At 56.5% G+C, this 16,686-nt stretch carries 18 protein-coding genes; 5 read left to right on the forward strand and 13 right to left on the reverse strand.

What is annotated here, in order from left to right:
• Positions 1-49: 49 nt before the first annotated feature.
• The 6 genes from ACFOOP_RS17695 to ACFOOP_RS17720 all read right to left on the reverse strand — a co-directional run bounded on the left by ACFOOP_RS17695 (position 50) and on the right by ACFOOP_RS17720 (position 5,674).
• Positions 50-865, reverse strand: coding sequence for an undecaprenyl-diphosphate phosphatase (locus ACFOOP_RS17695; RefSeq protein WP_379882484.1), 816 nt, complete (start codon positions 863-865; stop codon positions 50-52).
• Between the two features lie 75 nt (positions 866-940).
• Positions 941-1,339, reverse strand: coding sequence for a response regulator (locus tag ACFOOP_RS17700; protein ID WP_379882485.1), 399 nt, complete (start codon positions 1,337-1,339; stop codon positions 941-943).
• Between the two features lie 96 nt (positions 1,340-1,435).
• Complete coding sequence (locus ACFOOP_RS17705) at positions 1,436-2,092, reverse strand: histidine phosphotransferase family protein (RefSeq protein WP_379882486.1); 657 nt, start codon at positions 2,090-2,092, stop codon at positions 1,436-1,438.
• 62 nt (positions 2,093-2,154) lie between these two features.
• A complete protein-coding gene (locus ACFOOP_RS17710; RefSeq protein WP_379882487.1) occupies positions 2,155-2,505 on the reverse strand; it encodes a YdbL family probable chaperone protein in 351 nt (116 codons plus the stop codon).
• A gap of 24 nt (positions 2,506-2,529) precedes the next feature.
• Positions 2,530-2,727, reverse strand: a complete 198-nt coding sequence (locus tag ACFOOP_RS17715; protein ID WP_379882488.1) for a YnbE family lipoprotein — start codon at positions 2,725-2,727, stop codon at positions 2,530-2,532.
• Between the two features lie 124 nt (positions 2,728-2,851).
• Complete coding sequence (locus ACFOOP_RS17720) at positions 2,852-5,674, reverse strand: intermembrane phospholipid transport protein YdbH family protein (protein ID WP_379882489.1); 2,823 nt, start codon at positions 5,672-5,674, stop codon at positions 2,852-2,854.
• A 190-nt stretch (positions 5,675-5,864) separates the two neighbouring features.
• On the opposite strand from ACFOOP_RS17720, the gene ACFOOP_RS17725 reads away from it, so the two are divergent.
• Entirely contained in the window at positions 5,865-7,682 is a 1,818-nt protein-coding gene (locus ACFOOP_RS17725; RefSeq protein ID WP_379882490.1) for a peptidoglycan DD-metalloendopeptidase family protein, read from the forward strand.
• Positions 7,683-7,753: 71 nt separating this feature from the next.
• Here the strand turns inward: ACFOOP_RS17725 and ACFOOP_RS17730 are convergent, their stop codons facing one another.
• From ACFOOP_RS17730 to ACFOOP_RS17740, 3 genes are all read right to left on the reverse strand, one after another.
• A complete protein-coding gene (locus tag ACFOOP_RS17730) occupies positions 7,754-8,389 on the reverse strand; it encodes a hypothetical protein (protein ID WP_379882491.1) in 636 nt (211 codons plus the stop codon).
• A 170-nt stretch (positions 8,390-8,559) separates the two neighbouring features.
• Positions 8,560-9,051, reverse strand: a complete 492-nt coding sequence (locus ACFOOP_RS17735) for a hypothetical protein (RefSeq protein WP_379882492.1) — start codon at positions 9,049-9,051, stop codon at positions 8,560-8,562.
• Between the two features lie 113 nt (positions 9,052-9,164).
• Positions 9,165-9,500 carry a 7(1) septoil knot domain-containing protein gene (locus ACFOOP_RS17740; protein ID WP_379882913.1) on the reverse strand — a complete coding sequence of 112 codons (336 nt, stop codon included), beginning with the start codon at positions 9,498-9,500 and terminating at the stop codon, positions 9,165-9,167.
• A gap of 352 nt (positions 9,501-9,852) precedes the next feature.
• On the opposite strand from ACFOOP_RS17740, the gene ACFOOP_RS17745 reads away from it, so the two are divergent.
• Together ACFOOP_RS17745 and ACFOOP_RS17750 are read left to right on the forward strand one after the other, a co-directional pair.
• The gene (locus tag ACFOOP_RS17745; protein WP_379882493.1) at positions 9,853-11,328 is read left to right on the forward strand and encodes a DEAD/DEAH box helicase; all 1,476 of its coding nucleotides are present in this window, start codon (positions 9,853-9,855) and stop codon (positions 11,326-11,328) included.
• 134 nt (positions 11,329-11,462) lie between these two features.
• On the forward strand, positions 11,463-12,527 hold the full coding sequence (locus ACFOOP_RS17750; protein WP_379882494.1) for a GGDEF domain-containing protein: 1,065 nt from the start codon (positions 11,463-11,465) through the stop codon (positions 12,525-12,527).
• Here ACFOOP_RS17750 and ACFOOP_RS17755 read toward each other — a convergent pair.
• On the reverse strand, positions 12,512-13,096 hold the full coding sequence (locus ACFOOP_RS17755; RefSeq protein WP_379882495.1) for a DsbA family protein: 585 nt from the start codon (positions 13,094-13,096) through the stop codon (positions 12,512-12,514). The genes ACFOOP_RS17750 and ACFOOP_RS17755 overlap by 16 nt on opposite strands.
• Before the next feature lie 106 nt (positions 13,097-13,202).
• Here ACFOOP_RS17755 and ACFOOP_RS17760 point away from each other — a divergent pair, with 106 nt between their 5' ends.
• A complete protein-coding gene (locus ACFOOP_RS17760) occupies positions 13,203-13,562 on the forward strand; it encodes a winged helix-turn-helix transcriptional regulator (RefSeq protein WP_379882496.1) in 360 nt (119 codons plus the stop codon).
• Here ACFOOP_RS17760 and ACFOOP_RS17765 read toward each other — a convergent pair.
• Both ACFOOP_RS17765 and ACFOOP_RS17770 read right to left on the reverse strand, forming a co-directional pair.
• Entirely contained in the window at positions 13,559-14,020 is a 462-nt protein-coding gene (locus ACFOOP_RS17765) for a J domain-containing protein (RefSeq protein ID WP_379882497.1), read from the reverse strand. The genes ACFOOP_RS17760 and ACFOOP_RS17765 overlap by 4 nt on opposite strands.
• Before the next feature lie 51 nt (positions 14,021-14,071).
• A complete protein-coding gene (locus tag ACFOOP_RS17770; RefSeq protein WP_379882498.1) occupies positions 14,072-14,932 on the reverse strand; it encodes a division plane positioning ATPase MipZ in 861 nt (286 codons plus the stop codon).
• 106 nt (positions 14,933-15,038) lie between these two features.
• On the opposite strand from ACFOOP_RS17770, the gene ACFOOP_RS17775 reads away from it, so the two are divergent.
• On the forward strand, positions 15,039-15,860 hold the full coding sequence (locus ACFOOP_RS17775; protein WP_379882499.1) for a fimbrial biogenesis chaperone: 822 nt from the start codon (positions 15,039-15,041) through the stop codon (positions 15,858-15,860).
• Here ACFOOP_RS17775 and ACFOOP_RS17780 read toward each other — a convergent pair.
• Positions 15,857-16,606 (reverse strand): SPOR domain-containing protein, encoded by a 750-nt coding sequence (locus ACFOOP_RS17780; RefSeq protein ID WP_379882500.1) that lies wholly within the window; start codon positions 16,604-16,606, stop codon positions 15,857-15,859. The genes ACFOOP_RS17775 and ACFOOP_RS17780 overlap by 4 nt on opposite strands.
• Positions 16,607-16,686 lie beyond the last annotated feature (80 nt).

A 16,686-nucleotide genomic window follows, 5' to 3' on the forward strand; every position in this document is an offset into this window, starting at 1 on the left:
CAGAAAATCAGCCAAAGCCAAGACGTTTTTGCGGCCCTCACGAGGCTTTTCAGCCAGCCGCAAGTGTTCCCGCCATGGCAAGGAGGATGATCCCGAAAATGACTCTGTAGATGACGAAAGGCGTGAAGCTGATGCTGCGCGTCAAGCGCATCAGGATCGCAATCGCGGCATAAGCGCAAATAAAAGACAGCACCGCGACGATGGCGGCGCCGGACATGGTTGCGCCGGCGCCTTCCCGTGCGATTTCAATCGCAGCAAAAAATCCGAGGGCAAGGATAGTCGGGATTGCGAGCAACATGGAAAACCGCGCTGACTCGGTGCGCGTCATCCCTAAAAACCGCGCCATGGTCATTGTGATGCCAGAACGCGAAACGCCGGGAACAAGCGCTATCATCTGAGCCAGACCAATCGCGATGGCGTCGCGCCAGGTGATCCGGTCCAGACCTTCGCGGTCGCCCTTCGTCCGGTCTGCGAGCCACAAAAGAGCGCCGAAGATGATGCTGGTCCAGCCGATCACCACAGGCGAGCGCAAGGCGTCCGTTATATCAAAAAGCACAAACACAGCCGCCAGAGCCAGAGTCGGAATGGTGGCCGCAGCAATGAACAAAAACAGTTTGCGGTCATCGCTTGGCTTGAAGCGCAGCATATCAACGCCGCCGCGAAACAACATCGCGGTCTCTTCACGGAAGTACAGGAGCACCGCGACCAGCGATCCCACATGAGCGGCGATGTCAATCAACGGCCCCTGATCCGCCCAGCCTGACACCGCAAGGGGCGCAAGGATCAGATGCGCCGAGGAGGAGATCGGAAGAAACTCCGTAATCCCCTGAATAACGGCAAGAACAATAAGCTGGATCAGCGACATGGCAACGAGATAAACCCATTCACCGTGACCGCACTATGACAAATTGCGAGCCGGGCGAATTATTTTATACGGCGTCTAACCGTTCGCGGCTTCCGAGACGGGATCGATCAGACCGATTTCCGCAAGCTTCGCCGCAATCGCGCCCTTATCGAACGGTTTGAGTATATGGTGCGCGGCGCCCGCCGCCTTGGCGAGTGTAAATTGCTGATGATCATTTTCCGTCGCGCACAGGATAATCACCGGGCGGTCTCCCTCGAGCGACGCCGCTTCGCGCAGGAAGTCGAGCGCGCCCATGGACGGCAAGTCCCAATCAAGAAAAACAGCGGCCGGCTTTTCGGCGCGACAATATTCAATCGCGGCCGAAGCATCAGCGGCGTCGTCGGCCTCCAGACCGAGATCAGTGATGATGCGGCCGGCGATCTCCCGAATGAGTTCGGAATCGTCAACGACAAGGCAGGTCTTCGATGCGGTCATGGCCAGAAATCCGTTTCTGATGGGGATCTGGCTCAACTTTGCACTGACCTCGTTAGCACAGGATTAACGCCGTGGTGAGGAATGTGTTAATCGAGATTAAGAACCGAAAGCCGCCCGGAAAACCACTTCCTCTTCTGTACGTTCCACCTTAATGGCGCCGCCTGCCGATTCGATCAGCCGCGAGGCGATCAGGGCCGGTGTGAATTTCGGGGTGATATCGGTGTCGTCGCCGTCGAGGGCGCGCACAAGCGCATCATTCAAGATAAGTTTCTTACCCGTCGCCGTGATGGTGAAATTCTCAATATCGCCCTCAATCGAGACAGTGCCTCCACGCGGAACGCTGTCGGCGGCCGCATAGGCGAGCACCATCAGCACTTTGACGTTTTCTTTCGCCGCCAGTCCGGTGCCGATATGCCATTGAAGGTCCGCCTTGGTGATGGCGAAGAGATCGACAAGCGCCTTCTGGGCGTCTTCAAGGCTGATCTGAGCCCCAAACCCGCCGGCGGCGCCATAGGCGAGCCTGGCATAGGACAGAAGCGCGATCGCCTTCTGAGCGCCCGATCGAATGAGGTCCATGGCCGCATCGCGCATCGCCCCTTCCATGGAAGGGTCATCAAGCACCTCAAGGCCCGAGCTGAGCGCGCCTACGGGGTTGATCAGATCATGGCAGACACGGGAGGAAAGGAGAGCCGACAGCGCAAGCGCATCGGGACCTTCATCATCGGGCGGCGTAATATCAAATGCTTCGGACATGGGTGGGAACTCTCAATGCTGAAAGTTCCCTTATCCCTGATTCGCGCGATGCTGGCTTGTTCTTATCGCTTGATCCAGACGCCGGAAGCATCACGGATACATTGTCCTCGCGTGGCCTGGTTCATCAGCTTTTCCGCCGTCAGCGCGGCTGTAACCTCAACGGTCACACCATTGCGCTTGGCGAGATTTGCGTAAACCGCCTTGCGCTGCTGGTTGATATCGCGAATTTCACGGCGCAGATCGGCGCTGGCGTCAGCGCCAGTGACAACGCCCATATAGCCGTCCGCCTGTTCGCCGACGATGCAGTTGTTTTTGGCGTTTTCCACGAGCGCGCTCGCCGCAAGTGACGGAGACATCAGCGTTGACAGCACAAGCCCCGCAGCCGCGACGCCCATAATGAACGTTTTTTTCATCGAATATTCCATGTTGCATCCCCCTTAGAAAATGTCCGGGTTCTGGGCGATTGCGTCCTCGATCTCACGCTCGAGTTTAACGCGCACCTCACCGGTGACATTGACGTTGAGATTGACCTCAATCGGCTTCTCTCCGCCTTCAAGTTTGACGGTGTTGCAGGCGGCAAGCCCCATCGCAACCGGAGCCAAAACCACAAACAACAAATTCCGCGTTTTCATCATGAAGGTTTGCCCTCCGCCTTCCTAGTGATATCCGTCACACGCAACCCTGTTAAAGTAGCCGAAGTCTGAGGCGAAAAATAGGCTAATTCATGCGCCCCAAGACTGGATTTCGCCGCATTTGAGCTCAATCCTCATCAGAAAGCTCCATCTGAATCCTCGACTTAATGACTTCAGAGATATTGGCCTGACGCAGGAGGTCGATATTCTCAACCGAAAGGTTGATGCGGTAGAGAACAGGCACATCCTTTACGTTACGGTTGCGCACTGTCACATCGCCAAATCCTTCAAAGCGCATGCCAAATTTGATCTCGCCATCAAGCGCTCCGTTGATCGTCACTTCCATCTCCGAAAAGCGAAGGTCACGTAAGAAATCGAAAGCGACTTTGGCGTTCTCGCCTGCTGCTGAAGCCTGCGTCGCCGCCTGCCCCACATATCTGATGACGCCAGGTCCCTGAGACTGAATGAGTCCATTTTCAATGCGCGCCCGTCCGCCTTCGAAAATAAGCGGCAAGTCGCCGCTCAATATGCCCTCGCCGGATAGACCTTCGACATCAAAGAAATCGAAAACCTGTTCAAGGTCTACATTGCGCGCCTTCAACGGAATCAGCGCCTCACCGGAAAATCCTGCGGTTGCATCTTCAACGGCGAGTTGTCCGCCGAACCAGGGAAACGCCGCCTCGGAAATGCCGACAGTATTGTCGCCCGGCAACTCAAACGTGATAACGCCAGCGCCCAGCTGCAGCGCATCCATGTCAACGCTGGCGACATTGATAGTCTGAAATCCATTCGTTGTAACCGGGAAGAGATTTGTCAGCCTAACGGTTCCGCTGACGCCGTTCGTTCGCGTGACCGCCTGCGTCGGGCCGGCGAACGAAATTTTTTCAAGCGACAACTCTGCCGTCGACTCAAACCCGGACGCCCCCCAGGCAAAACGGACGGCGCCGTCCATTCTGCCGTCGGCGTTATTCACAATCCCCTTCAATGCGGGCGATATCCGGTTCGGCTGAAGACCAACCGGAGAGAACGTCAGGTTTTCCAGCGTCAGAGTAGTCTCACCGCTGGCGGTTTGCATATGATGGACACCTAGGCCGGCGCCAAGCCGGAAGCCTTCGGGTGTTGTCAGCGCATAGGAAAAACGTGTTTCAGCCCCTTCAAGCTGCGCCTCACCAGAGGCCATCACGGGGGCGATCATCAACAGACGGCTTTCCGGTCCCTGATGCTGTGCGATACGCAAACGATTGACACTCGCTTGCGCTGTCATGTCCTGCGCATCAAGTTCGAAATCGAATTCGCCTATGACGCCAGACATCTCGATCGCGTCATTTATTGTCATGGCGCCATTGGCGACGCCTCCCTTAATCGTCGTTTGTTTTTGCGCCGGATGATAAGACGCATCGAAGCGCACAACAGGCGGGCGGCCCATGGCAACGGTCTTTCCAAATCGCACTGATCCATCGCGGGCGGCGATTTCACCTGAAACAGTGCAGGCCGCCTCCCCCGTCCATGTGTAAACGACAAGCGGTCCCTCAGCGTTACAAAGAGTGATTTCAGAAAGCCGGATATCCAGTTCCTGTCCATCAAGCCGGCCACGACCGCGATCAATGTTAAAACAATCGGTCTTGCTCACAACGCGCGCGCGTTGCGCGTTCATGTCAGCTGTGATGCGGAAGGCGCCGTTGAAAGGCGCATCATTGATTGTCAGCCTGCCAATCTTCGCTTTGCGCAGACCCGACTTGAGTGCAAGATCCGCGACGATATCTGGACCTGTTGCTTCGGCTGATATGTCGATGCTGCTGCCATCGAGTGAAAGCGCTTCAGATGTAAATGCTCCGATATCAATTGGCGCTGCTATACGCCAGCTGTCTCCTTCGCGTTCTAAATCGGCTGCACCTTTTGCATCAGCGCCGTCGGACTGCAGCACGAATTGAAAGGAAGCCATATCACGCCCATTGGCGCGAGCATAAAATGGCGCATTGCCTTGCGCTGCAAATGTAAGGGAGGCTCCTTCAGGCGTCGTTAGAGCCAGCGCCTCTGTATCCGTGTCTGCGGAGAGATAAACCTGAAAAAGGTCCTCCCCAAAAACAATATCCAGAGCCCCCGCCAACGCTGCATTTTGCAGTTTTTCACCGAAGACAGTCTGCATCTGCGCGGCGCTGGTCAGCGCCTGGAGATCACTGTCACGCAATTCTATCTCTGGCGTTTCAAACTCAATCCGCGCAGTCCCGGCGAGACCTTTTCCATCAGCCGCAATAAGGTCACGCCATGATCCGCCTTCGCCTGTCGCATTGAAGGCAATGTTGCGCGCGCTTAAGCTATCGGTTTGCGCATCACCTTCAAACGACGCTGAAAGGGTGACGCCTCCTTCCGCAGAAAGCGAAAGCTGAGCTGTGCTTTCTACATTTTGAAGCAAAACATGACTCCAGGTAATTTTGTCCGAAGACAGATCAAGTGAAGCTTCGCCGCCCGTTTGGATGTCATAGTCAGCGCTCACGCGCCCGCGGGCGCCTCCTACAGGCGCCTCCACAAGGACCGCGACGTCGCTGAGGCTCACCCGGTCAAAGGGGAGCGACACATCGCCCCCACTTCCTCCCGTCGGCAGGCCTGGAACAAAAATACGTCCCGTTTCGTCAATGCGAAGACGCAACACGCCGGGCCCTGCTCTCAGCGTATCGACCGCGCGCTCGGTCCATAAACGCCGCCAGTGAAAATCCGCCTCAATCGCTTCAAAGGAGACGCCGCGCGCCTCCTTTGGACCAGCCGCCACCTCCTCAAGCCTGATCCCGTCGAGCGATAGCGCCGTCACGCGCGCCTGCGGCGCCTCCAGCCCCGCAGAGGCCATGGCGGCGCGCACCCCCCATCCGGCAAGCGGCAGGCGGAAAAACCAGACAGCCGCAGCCAGAATGACCGTGAGCACAAGGACAATGGCCAGAAACCGCACCGTCCGCATGGCGTTACCTCAACCCCTCAAACACAACCGCAGCTTTTCTCTATTGATTAACGACAATTTCGTCTAATCAGCCCTGCGCGGCGTCAACAGAATGCAAGAAATTGCGAGCTTTGGCGAGGCGTGCGAGGATAGGCGCGATACGGCCGCCGAAAGGCAAATCGTAGCGCAGTAAACCGGCGGCGAAGCGCAGATGTCGAACGAGTTTGTTCATACAGGTCAGACCTTTACAGGGCGCGGCGACGCCTATTGCCCGCTTGAGCGCAAGCGCAGGGGCCCGGCCGCTCTCGGCGCCGCTCTGACAGTGCTGATCGCCGGCGGCGCTTTTTTGGTGTTCTCCGCAGCCTCGACCCCAACCCGGCTGCCCGAAGCGCCGATCGCAACCGCGCTTCCGGTCAGCGCTGAAAAAGTTGCGCCATTCGTTAACCCGGCATCCACCAAAAACGCCGTGACAGCGGATGACGCGACTGGCGCAAAGGACTCGATCGAAGCGGTTTTGGCGGAGTCGCGGGCTGCGCGCGCGCCGCTGGCGCTCGCGGGCGCTGAGCCCCCTGCCCCGCAAGGGCTCTCGCCCCGGATCAAGCCGAACGCAAAGATGCAAGTCGCCGCGACAGAAACTGACCTTGTTGAGACCGCCGGCGTTGCGCCAAGCCTGAAGCCGGAGGTCCCCACGCCGCCGCCCGTCAGCCTGATGCAGGTTGCGAAAACTCAATACGCGTCAAATGAGGACGGCCCGCCGCCTGTCTTTTTTGCAAGTGATCTGGTCCGCAAAGACATTTTGCGGATCTCGCCCGCCATAGTCTTCGCTGCCGATATTGCGCAGGAACCGGAAGAAATTCGCGTTCGTCTCAGCAGAGGTGAAAACTTTGTCGAGGCGCTAAAACGCGCGGGAATTTCCGCAGCTGACGCCAACGCCGCAGCCTATGCTTTTGGCAAGCATCAGGATTTGCGCCGCCTGCTGCCGGGGCAGGAATTTGCACTGACCGTCGGGTGGCCGAACCAGACGCTTTTTGAAATGGCTGCGCAACACAACGCCCCGGACGCACGCCTCCTCGGCCTTGAATTTCGCGCCGACGCCGAAAACAGAATCCTCATGAAAAGGGTCAATGGCGGAGAGATGGTCGCAGAAAAGAAAACTGTGCCGTTAACCACACGGATTATGTCTATCGCCGGACGCATCAATGGCAGTCTTTACATGTCCGCCAAGCATGTAGGCGCGCCTGACGAAGTGATCGCCAATCTCGCTGATGCTTTTTCTTATGACGTAGACTTCCAGCGCGAGATTTTTGGCGGCGATGAGTTCGAAGCAATTTTTGAAGTCAAATATGATGATCAGGGCAAGCTCGTTTCCGCCGGAGACATTCTTTTTGCGCGCCTCAACTGGCGCGGCCGATCACGCGAAAAAGGCTATTATCGGTTTCTTGGCGATGACGGCCGGCCGGATTTTTATGACGCCACAGGACAAAGCGCAAAACGCCTTCTGATGAAAACGCCGATTGACGGCGCGCGCCTCTCTTCCGGGTTCGGTTCACGCAAACACCCGATCCTCGGCTATCGCCGCGCTCACAAAGGGGTCGACTTCGCCGCGCCGCGCGGCACACCGGTCAAAGCCGCCGGCGATGGGGTTATCGAACGCGCCAACCGCTACGGTTCTTTTGGCAATTACGTGAAAATCCGTCACGCCAATGGCTATGAAACTGCCTATGCTCATCTCAACGGCTTCGCCCGCGGCATGCGGGCGGGCAAACGCGTCCGGCAAGGCGACATTATCGCTTATGTGGGCACCACCGGGCGCTCGACAGGTCCACATCTTCATTATGAAGTCCACCTGCGCGGCACAGCGGTGAACCCGCAACGGTTGAAAATCGACACCACCGGCAAAACTCTGGAAGGCGCGGCTTTAGCCGAGTTCAAGGAAGAAAAAGCCCGCATTGACGCCATGCGCATGCCCGAAGAAACGCGCGAAGCCTTATATGCGCGCGATGAACGCAACGCCCAGGGCGCTCTTTAAGAAATAGTTCTACCCATGAAAAAGCACCGCAGGATGGGCCTGCGGTGCGATCACATATCTGCGGTTAGACCTTACTTCATCGGGTCGTCGACTTCGTCGACGGCGTCTTCAATCGCATCACCGGCATCGTCGACGGCGTCTTCCATTTCGTCACCGGCCTCATCGAATGCATCATCCGTGTCATCGGCCGCGTCCTCAACCCAATCGCCAGTTTCGTCTCCGGCTTCTTCAAGGTCGTCACCGACATCATCACCGGCGTCTTCAATCCACTCACCCGTCTCATCCGAGGCGTCTTCGATGTCGTCTGCTGCATCATCCGCAGCATCCTCGACATCGTCCCAAGCATCATCGGCGTCGGTTTCAACGGTGGCTTCCGTATCAATGTCTCCCTCACCGCGTGCATCGAGATCAGTCTCATCGTAGAGCGGCTCGTCGACACTCATCTCGGCATCGGTCGATGCATCCATATCAACATCGGCCTCCAGCGAAGGGTCCATATCGCCTTCTCCGCGCGGGTCGAGATCTGTGTCGTCATAGACAGGCGTGGTGGCCTCTGTCTCGAACGCAGTTTCAGCTCCAGTGCGGAAATCGGACAGCGCCTGAGCGTTCAAATCATCGGCGCTGGATTGCGCGCCGGCGCTTGCAAGAACGAGCGGCCCTATGAACATGGATGAGGCAAGCAACTTAACTTTTGCAGAAATACGCATAGCGGTTTTCTCCATCTGGCTTCGGATGGTTAACACCGCTTTTACGGCTCCGTTCCGAGGCATGGTATTCAAGAAAACAAGTGGTAAGACCGGAAAAGCGAGCAACTATCGGGACTTCTGAAGTCGGCGGACTATCAGCTTACCGAATATTAAAGTTGCGCGAACGCGCTTTAGCCTTCAGCGCCCCAGGGTGGCGGTGGAGCGGCGACTGGCGTCGTCAGGTCGAATTCCACCCTGAAAAATCTGTTCTCGCGCGATAATTCATACGCAAAAACATCATCCGAGATTTCCATGGCCCAGACATTCGTCACCGAAGTTTCCAGTCCTTCACGCTGAAACAACTCAATGGAAAATGGATCGACCGGAAACTCTGCGCGACCGGCATTTATCATAGCGCTGTCACCGCCATATTGAGTAACAGCGTCTTCCGAGCCATCCGCATGACGATGATCATGCTTGAGGCGCAACCCCTCTTCTGTGCGTGAAATGACCCAGGTGCGTGAGTGATCACCCCCGACATGGAACGGAATGCGCAGCTCATCTTCACTGCATTCTCGCACCTGCATAACCAGCTTTTTTTGCGCAAAATCCGCATCAGCAGCGTCTGTAGACACAACTTTTCCCTGATAGGAGTTGCCGCAATGGCTCGCGATCTGTTCCATAAACCTGCCCGCAGGAGATTGCCCGGTGTCAATTTTCTCACCAGCGCAAGCCGCCAAGGCTATAAATAACGCCGCCACGACAAACCGCATCAAATTTCTCTTTCTAGTTATAATCAGGGCCATCCCGGAAAGCTGGTGACCAGCTGGATTTTCAAATCAGGAAAGCTCTCGACATATTGAATTTTCAGATCAGGGAAACTGTCCACAAACCGCCACTGCCCGCAATCGTCCGGAAAACTCTCTACGGTCTCGACCTTCAAATCCGGAAAGCTCGTCACGATCTGAACCCTGATATCGGGAAAACTGTCCACTACCTGCACGTCACCAAATAAAGGGAAGCCGTCAAAGGAGCAGGCTTGTTTGTCGAGCCCTTCGCTCGCTCGGGAGGCCTGTGTAAAGCAAATCAGCCCGACAATCGTCAGGGCGCGAAGTTTCTTAGTCTGGCGCATCATGTGCGGATTTTAGGCAACATCCGGGCTTCGGACCAGCCAAAACCCCGCCAAATTCCCTGAAATCGGCCCTTGAACGTTGACTCTCCCCGGAAAGCTCCCTACTTCCCGCCTCGCAATGCTGCGATGCAGCGCGCGCAACCGGCCTTACCCGGATGATATCCGCCCGGGCCCCACGATAAGACGCAGCGCTTATTTTGCATCAGCAACCGGCCCTCAAGGCCCATTGCCCATGATGACGCATCGTTTCCAAGGCGGAAGAGCGGGGCGTTGAAGAGCAACAACCCGCCGATGCGACAGACCGGACAAAAGCGCACCCGCGTTACACCGGCAAAACCCAAACGGAGACTCGATGTCTTTTGCTGATCTCGGCTTATCGCCGAAACTACTCGAAGCTATTGCTGCGGCTGGCTACGAAAATCCGACCCCCATCCAGACTGAAGCCATCCCCCCCGCGCTCCAGGGCCACGACGTCCTCGGCATCGCGCAGACAGGGACAGGCAAGACAGCGTCTTTCACGCTGCCGATGATTGAGCGCCTTTCGAAGGGCCGCGCCAAGGCGCGTATGCCGCGCTCGCTGGTTCTGGCCCCGACGCGCGAACTCGCCGCCCAGGTCGCTGAAAATTTCGAGAAATATGGCGTCAATCACAAGCTCTCCATGGCGCTCTTGATTGGCGGTGTTTCCTTTGGCGACCAGGATGCGAAACTGATGCGCGGCGTCGATGTGCTGATAGCAACGCCGGGCCGTTTCATAGACCAGTTCGAACGCGGCAAACTCTTGCTCAGCGGCATCGAGGTGATGGTCATTGATGAGGCCGACCGTATGCTCGATATGGGCTTCATTCCCGACATTGAAAAGATTTTCAAAATGACGCCAATGACGCGTCAGACCCTGTTTTTCTCCGCAACCATGCCGCCGGAGATTCAGCGCATTACGGACCAGTTCCTGCACAACCCCGTCCGGGTTGAGGTTTCGCGCCCGGCGTCAACAGCCGAAACGATCACCCAGCGCATTGTCCGGGTGCCTACAAAAGACGACAAGACAAAGCGCAACGCCCTGCGTGAACTTCTTCGCCAAGAAGGCGTGAAGAACGGCATTATCTTCTGCAACCGCAAGTCGACAGTAGATATTGTGGCGAAGTCGCTGCAAAAACACGGCTTCAACGCCCGTCCTATCCACGGCGATCTCGCTCAGGCCTTCCGGACGGAAACACTGAACAAGTTCCGCAACGACGAAATTCAGTTTCTCGTCGCCTCGGATGTCGCGGCGCGCGGGCTTGATATTCCCGCCGTAAGCCATGTTTTCAATTATGACGTGCCGATCCATTCTGACGACTATGTTCACCGCATTGGCCGCACAGGCCGCGCCGGGCTCAAAGGCGCTGCGATGATGTTGGTTAGCCCTGCGGATAGCAAACATTACGACGCTATTTTGAAGACCATTGGCGCGGAAGAGATTGAGGCGCTCGATTTCTCAAAATTCTTCGAGGAAAACCCTGCGCAGGAAAGCCGGTCACGAGGCGGCAAGGATACGAAAGAAAGCCGTGGACGTCGGTCATCTTCCCGCCACGACAATCGAAAATCCGAACCCAGCCAGTCGGACAATCAGCCAGCCGTACAGGCGGATGAGCCTGCGGAAAAAACTGTCGCAGCTAATGATGAAGAAGACCCCGCGCCTCAGAAAAAGCCGCAGCGCAGCGAATCTCGCGCTCCGGCGCGCCGGAGAAACGGAGAAGCTCGCGGCGCCTCCTCACGACGCCGGGACGAAGCGGTTGTTGGGCTGGGCGATCACGTCCCCGCCTTCCTGATGCGCGAAGTCGCCCGTTAATTTCTGATTAACCCCACGTTTTTCAGGGTTTTGCCTACAGCCATGAGCGGCGCTTTAGGCAATCCTTTACTGCGCTCCCCTAGTTTCTCCTGAAACGGGGAGAGAGACACCCATGTTTGTGTTTCAGGGGCGTCATGATTTTGGATAACGAAACAACCCACCAGTTTGCGGAATTAGCGCTCGCGGCGTTGAGAAAAACCGGGCTCGCCGCGACGCCGCGAAATTACGAGCTGTGGTATGCACATGTAGAAGGGAAGAACCCTTCCCTTTCTGCTCATATCCAAAAAGCAATGGATTCCACCGGCAAGGTCACGCAGGAAAAAGCGGACCAGCTTTATAAAAAACTTGTCCAGCACTCGGACATCTCGAATGATGTCATCGATCTGATGACCCGCTTTCATACCGAAGTCACCGATCTCTATGATATCGTCGAGCAAACTGGCGAAAGCGCTCAAGGCCACTCCGAAAAACTCTCGGACATGTCTGATCAGCTTCGCGACTCCACCGAAAAGTTTCCCGCGGTCGGCGCCCTCCTTGAAGGCGTTATCTCCGTCGCCAAAACCATGCGTGAAGAAAATCAATATCTGGAGGACCGGCTCGCCGCTTCGATAGAAGAAGTGAACACGCTGCAACGCGATGTTGAAGCCATTCAGCGTGAAGCAATGCAGGACGCCCTGACCGGCGTCGCCAACCGCGCAACGTTTGATCGTTCGCTGGAAAAGCATATGAGTGAAGCCAAAGAGAATGGGGAGCCGTTGGCGCTGGTTCTTGGCGATATCGATCACTTCAAAAAATTCAATGACACTTGGGGACACCAGACTGGCGACCAGGTCCTGCGGCTCGTGGCCGAGGTTATGAACGCCAATGTCAAAGGGATGGATATGCTTGCCCGTTACGGCGGCGAAGAGTTCGCCGTTGTGCTGCCGGGCACGACGCTTGAAAATGCTCACAGACTTGCTGACAAAATTCGCTGCGCGGTTGAGTCACGTCGTTTACGCAAGCGGCGCACCGATGAAGATCTTGGCGTGATCACCATGTCCATGGGTGTTGCTCAGTTGCATGCGCCGGACACAATGGAAACATTGATCGAACGCGCTGATGGGTGCCTCTACGCGGCAAAAAGCGCCGGCCGCAACCGTGTCTGTGATGAAAGAGAACTGAAAACGCCAGATGAGGAATCACATCAAGGCGTAGCCTGAGCCTCTTTATTCGCATCTTCGGCAAGCAGTCCGAAGCGATCATGGCCCCAATATTTTCTGGGGCCCATGACCGCGAAAGGAACGCCGAAGACGCCGTCTTCCGAAATCAACGCGCGATGCCGCTTCATCTCCGCTGCGACGTCTGAATCGTTCTGAGCTGAGCTTACAGCGCTCTTGTCCCAGCCAGCTTTTTCCGCGCAAATTTCGAGCACGGACAGATCGGAGATGTCTCTTCCCTTGCCCCAGCGGGCGTCCGAAACTACAAGCGCATAGGCGAGCCCTTTGCCGGCAAGCCCCGCCGCGACAGCCGCTTTGTAAGAAGGCCCTAGATCCACATCGAAAGGTTGCGGCGGAAAAATCGGCAACCCCATCCGCATTGTCATGCGCGGCGCGTCTTGCATGTAATATGAGAGTTTCAACGGATTTGCGACGGGATCGTTGAATGCAACGCCATCAGGCGGCCCCGTAAACGGCACCAGTTCAGCCTCAATCCCCTCCCGCGACAGAATATGCAGGCCAAGCCGGGAATATGGGCTTCGAAATGAGTGGTAGACGCGGATTGGCGGCATGGCCTTCCCCTTTTCCCGGCTAGCATGGATCATATAGTAACTTTTATTTTGCAAGTTACATGGTGCTGGCCTAGCTTGCAATAAAAAAGTGACTTCGCGAGACCTAATGGCCCAGACGCCTACTTTCAAACGTTCGCCCTGCCCGCTGGCGGTGACGCTCGACATTGTCGGGGATAAGTGGTCGCTAATTGTGATCCGCGACCTCTTTCGAGGCGTTCGTCGATACAATAATTTTCTAAAATCCCCGGAAGACATGACCACCAACATTCTCGCAGACCGATTGAAACGTCTTGAAGAGCATGGGCTGATCACGAAGACCGCCTACCAGAGTAATCCTGTGCGATATGAATATGCGCTCACGCAAAAAGGCTGTGCGTTAGGCCCGGTGCTACGCGAGATCGCTCATTGGGCGAATGCCTATTATCCAGATACGATCAAGCCGCGGTTTGACGCACTCAAAAATTAACCGTCAAATTTATTCAGCAGATAGTCCCGCGCTTCGTTGATCTTCGCCGCAAGATAATCCGTACCCCCCTTATCGGGATGGAGTTGCGATATCAGCCTGCGGTGAGCGGCGCGCACATCCTCCGCTCCAGCGCCGGTTTTGAGACCTAGCACGGAAAGCGCCTCCTCCTCGCTCATCCGACGCGCCGGCGGTGAAGGCGGCGCATCACTGACATCTGACGGGCCAGCCCGCGCGCGCCACGCCTCAATCGCCGTTACGCCGCCCGCCGCAATCAACACCATAAAAGCCAGCGGCCAGAGTTTCGCCGCCAACAGCGCCGCCGACAAAGCAAGCCATACGACCAGCTTCATCACCGTCATGGGGCGTTCCCCGCTCGCCTCGCGATTTCCGGCGAGACGAAACAGCAGCCAGCCCGCTGCGGCGAAGGCGATAACAAGCGAGATCAGAGCCAGGGACATGAGACAAGCATAGACTCACGGTCAGCCAAGGGCGATGCCGTCTTCCACGGATCAGGCGGCCGCAGCGCTCTTTTTCTCGCCATCGTCCGACGTTTGGGTCTCAGGGTGATCTTCCACGGGTAGTTTCAAGGACGCCACGAGCGACCGGATTTCAAGGCGCGCCGTCACATGGCTCATGGTCGAAAGCCGCACTGGAGAATTGACCCCACCGAGATCCAGCAAAGTCAGCCCGATGGGAAAGAGTTCGCGATAGATCACCCGGTCGCCAAAACCACGGGCGAGCCGGAAACCAATCCTCGAAGACAGCTCCTCCAGCTTATCTCCCATGGTTTTCTTGTTGCGGGCCCGCGTGGCGGACAGACGGTTTCGCATCACGATCCAGTCGATGCCGCCACGCACGCCCATCATCGCTCGCTGTTTTCGCGCGGTCCAAACCATCTCGCTGTAAAGGCTGGGGCCTAGCACCTTGCCCGTTCCCGGGTCCACTTTTGCAAGCAGATCGAAATCCACAAAGCTGTCATTCAGCGGCGTGACGATGGTATCCGCATGGAGATGCGCGAGCCGAGACAGGTGCGTGTTGGCGCCTGGGCAATCGATTACGACAAAATCACAGCCGGCGAGCGATTTGAGTGCGGTTTTAAGGTTTTCCGTCTCTTTCTTCTGAGACTCTGCACGGCTGTCCACCGCAGAAGGCTCAACCGTAACAACCTTTGGAAAAACAAGCTCTTTGTCATTGTTTTCACAAAACTTTTTTCGGTTCTCCAGATATCGCGTCAAGCTACCCTGACGAAGATCGAGATCCATCGCCCCGACCTTCTTGCCGGAGCGCAAAAGGGCCACAATGAGGTGCATGGCGGTTGTCGATTTGCCGGACCCGCCCTTTTCATTCCCGAGCACGATTACGTGAGTCATTCAATGCGTCCGCTATCGGCCCCAGAAGGCCGGATTTTCATGTTTTTTGCTTACTCATGGGAAACTCTCCCCGTGTAATTTCGACTGTGAGACGATTCTGAGGCTTATGGCGATAGCGAACAGATATGGCCTTCTGGCGGCGCTTCTTTCAGCATTAACGCTGGCGCTAACCATACCCGCAGCATCGGCTGATATGGGGCTGTCACCCCTGCGTCAGGTCCTGAGTGAGGACCATCCGGCCGCAGAATTCACCGTCTCCAACCCATCCGACAGGATCATGGACGCAAGAGTCTCTTGGACTGATTTGGCTGCGACTGAAACCGGATATGACCCGGCTACACCATCGCTGCGCGCTGAGCTAAGCGCTGCGCCCTGGCTTGTGGTTTCTCCCGCAAACTTTCGCCTGAAGCCTGGGGCGCGCCAGAAAGTTCGAGTAGAGATCAGGAAAGGCGCAAAACTACCAAAGGGCGAGCGCCGGTCGCATTTGCTGATTGAAACAGAAGCGTCACGCTCAGCTCTTCGCAAAGCAAGCACTGGCCTTCAGGTAGATGTCAGTCTGGGACTGTCGGCGCCGGTGATTTTGCGCAATAGCGGCAAGGCCGGCGCCAAGATCACAGACGTTCACCTGCTACGCGATGATGATGGCCTCTTGATGCTAGAAACATCAATTGAACCCAAAGGCGACTGGTCGAGCTTTGGACGATTGATTGTCACCTACACACCGGAGGGCGGCGAAAAAGAATTGCTCGGCTTGCGTGACAACGTCGCCGGCTACACTGATGTAGCGCTCCGCAAGGTCACGATACCGTTCGGTTATGTCTCCCTTGGCGCAGGCGAGCTTTTGGTGCGATATGAAGGCGCCGCAGAGTTCGCAGGTATGACTTTCGACGAACGCGCTTTCGACATCGCACCGCCTGAAAGCGACTAACCGCCGTTTTCAGCAAGCGAAAGACGCTCGCCTTCAAAACTGGCGACGGAACAGAAAAGTCCCTTGGCCTTTAGCTGACCGCACAACACTTCCGCCTTGTCTTTCGATGCAAACCCGCCACCGATAAGGCGTAAGAAACGGCCCTTTCCTTCCACATCGACGCCTTCAAGGCGCGGCTCCAAAAGGCCTAATTCATCGGGGTTTTCCCGCTGCAACTGCCGCCATCCGGTGCGCGCCTCTTCCATGTGACGGTAAGAAGCCAGATGGACCCCGAAGAGCACGCTTTCGGTTTTAATGTCGCCCTCGGCCTCATTTTCAAAAACCGTTTCATTGGATGCGAAAGTCGGCTGAACCAGTCGCGGAGAGGTCTCAACAGGAACATCAGTCTTGGCGAGAGCAGGCGACGCTGCATCGTCGACAACAGCGTTGGGGCGCGGCCCACCGCCATCCACCAACATCTCAGGCGCCGGGGGCAGATCAGGCGCCGGATCTTTCAGTTCCGGCGCATTGCCTTCCGATAGCTGTTGGTCGCGCTCACGTTTTAACGCCAGAAGTTCATTTGCGAGGCGTGCATTCTGTGATTTCAGCTTCACCACTTCCGATTCGAGCGCCGCAACCTGGACTTGGGCCGCTTCGGAATCTGTGGCGCTGCTTACAGGGGCGTTACGGGAACCGCCTGGAAAAGACGCACAGGCTGAGACAAGCCCCAAAAGCAGGAATGCGCCGAGATATCTGATGACTGGCAAAGCCGGTTTCTCCCTGAGAATCCAGAATCGCCTATATAATAAGCATCGCGCGCTGCGGGTCCAATGCCTTGATGAAAAAG

Origin of the sequence: Hyphococcus aureus, assembly GCF_042643165.1 — a bacterium.
Classification (GTDB): Bacteria; Pseudomonadota; Alphaproteobacteria; order Caulobacterales; family Parvularculaceae; genus Hyphococcus; species Hyphococcus aureus.

What these genes read in the sequence shown, in the direction of transcription:
- ACFOOP_RS17775 (WP_379882499.1), top strand. Translation starts at nt 15,039, where the DNA reads ATGGCGATAGCGAACAGATATGGCCTTCTGGCGGCGCTTCTTTCAGCA.
- ACFOOP_RS17700 (WP_379882485.1), bottom strand. Translation starts at nt 1,339, where the DNA reads ATGACCGCATCGAAGACCTGCCTTGTCGTTGACGATTCCGAACTCATT.
- ACFOOP_RS17755 (WP_379882495.1), bottom strand. Translation starts at nt 13,096, where the DNA reads ATGCCGCCAATCCGCGTCTACCACTCATTTCGAAGCCCATATTCCCGG.
- ACFOOP_RS17705 (WP_379882486.1), bottom strand. Translation starts at nt 2,092, where the DNA reads ATGTCCGAAGCATTTGATATTACGCCGCCCGATGATGAAGGTCCCGAT.
- ACFOOP_RS17770 (WP_379882498.1), bottom strand. Translation starts at nt 14,932, where the DNA reads ATGACTCACGTAATCGTGCTCGGGAATGAAAAGGGCGGGTCCGGCAAA.
- ACFOOP_RS17695 (WP_379882484.1), bottom strand. Translation starts at nt 865, where the DNA reads ATGTCGCTGATCCAGCTTATTGTTCTTGCCGTTATTCAGGGGATTACG.
- ACFOOP_RS17720 (WP_379882489.1), bottom strand. Translation starts at nt 5,674, where the DNA reads ATGCGGACGGTGCGGTTTCTGGCCATTGTCCTTGTGCTCACGGTCATT.
- ACFOOP_RS17760 (WP_379882496.1), top strand. Translation starts at nt 13,203, where the DNA reads ATGGCCCAGACGCCTACTTTCAAACGTTCGCCCTGCCCGCTGGCGGTG.
- ACFOOP_RS17730 (WP_379882491.1), bottom strand. Translation starts at nt 8,389, where the DNA reads ATGCGTATTTCTGCAAAAGTTAAGTTGCTTGCCTCATCCATGTTCATA.
- ACFOOP_RS17750 (WP_379882494.1), top strand. Translation starts at nt 11,463, where the DNA reads ATGATTTTGGATAACGAAACAACCCACCAGTTTGCGGAATTAGCGCTC.
- ACFOOP_RS17735 (WP_379882492.1), bottom strand. Translation starts at nt 9,051, where the DNA reads ATGGAACAGATCGCGAGCCATTGCGGCAACTCCTATCAGGGAAAAGTT.
- ACFOOP_RS17765 (WP_379882497.1), bottom strand. Translation starts at nt 14,020, where the DNA reads ATGTCCCTGGCTCTGATCTCGCTTGTTATCGCCTTCGCCGCAGCGGGC.
- ACFOOP_RS17740 (WP_379882913.1), bottom strand. Translation starts at nt 9,500, where the DNA reads ATGCGCCAGACTAAGAAACTTCGCGCCCTGACGATTGTCGGGCTGATT.
- ACFOOP_RS17745 (WP_379882493.1), top strand. Translation starts at nt 9,853, where the DNA reads ATGTCTTTTGCTGATCTCGGCTTATCGCCGAAACTACTCGAAGCTATT.
- ACFOOP_RS17725 (WP_379882490.1), top strand. Translation starts at nt 5,865, where the DNA reads ATGTCGAACGAGTTTGTTCATACAGGTCAGACCTTTACAGGGCGCGGC.
- ACFOOP_RS17710 (WP_379882487.1), bottom strand. Translation starts at nt 2,505, where the DNA reads ATGAAAAAAACGTTCATTATGGGCGTCGCGGCTGCGGGGCTTGTGCTG.
- ACFOOP_RS17715 (WP_379882488.1), bottom strand. Translation starts at nt 2,727, where the DNA reads ATGATGAAAACGCGGAATTTGTTGTTTGTGGTTTTGGCTCCGGTTGCG.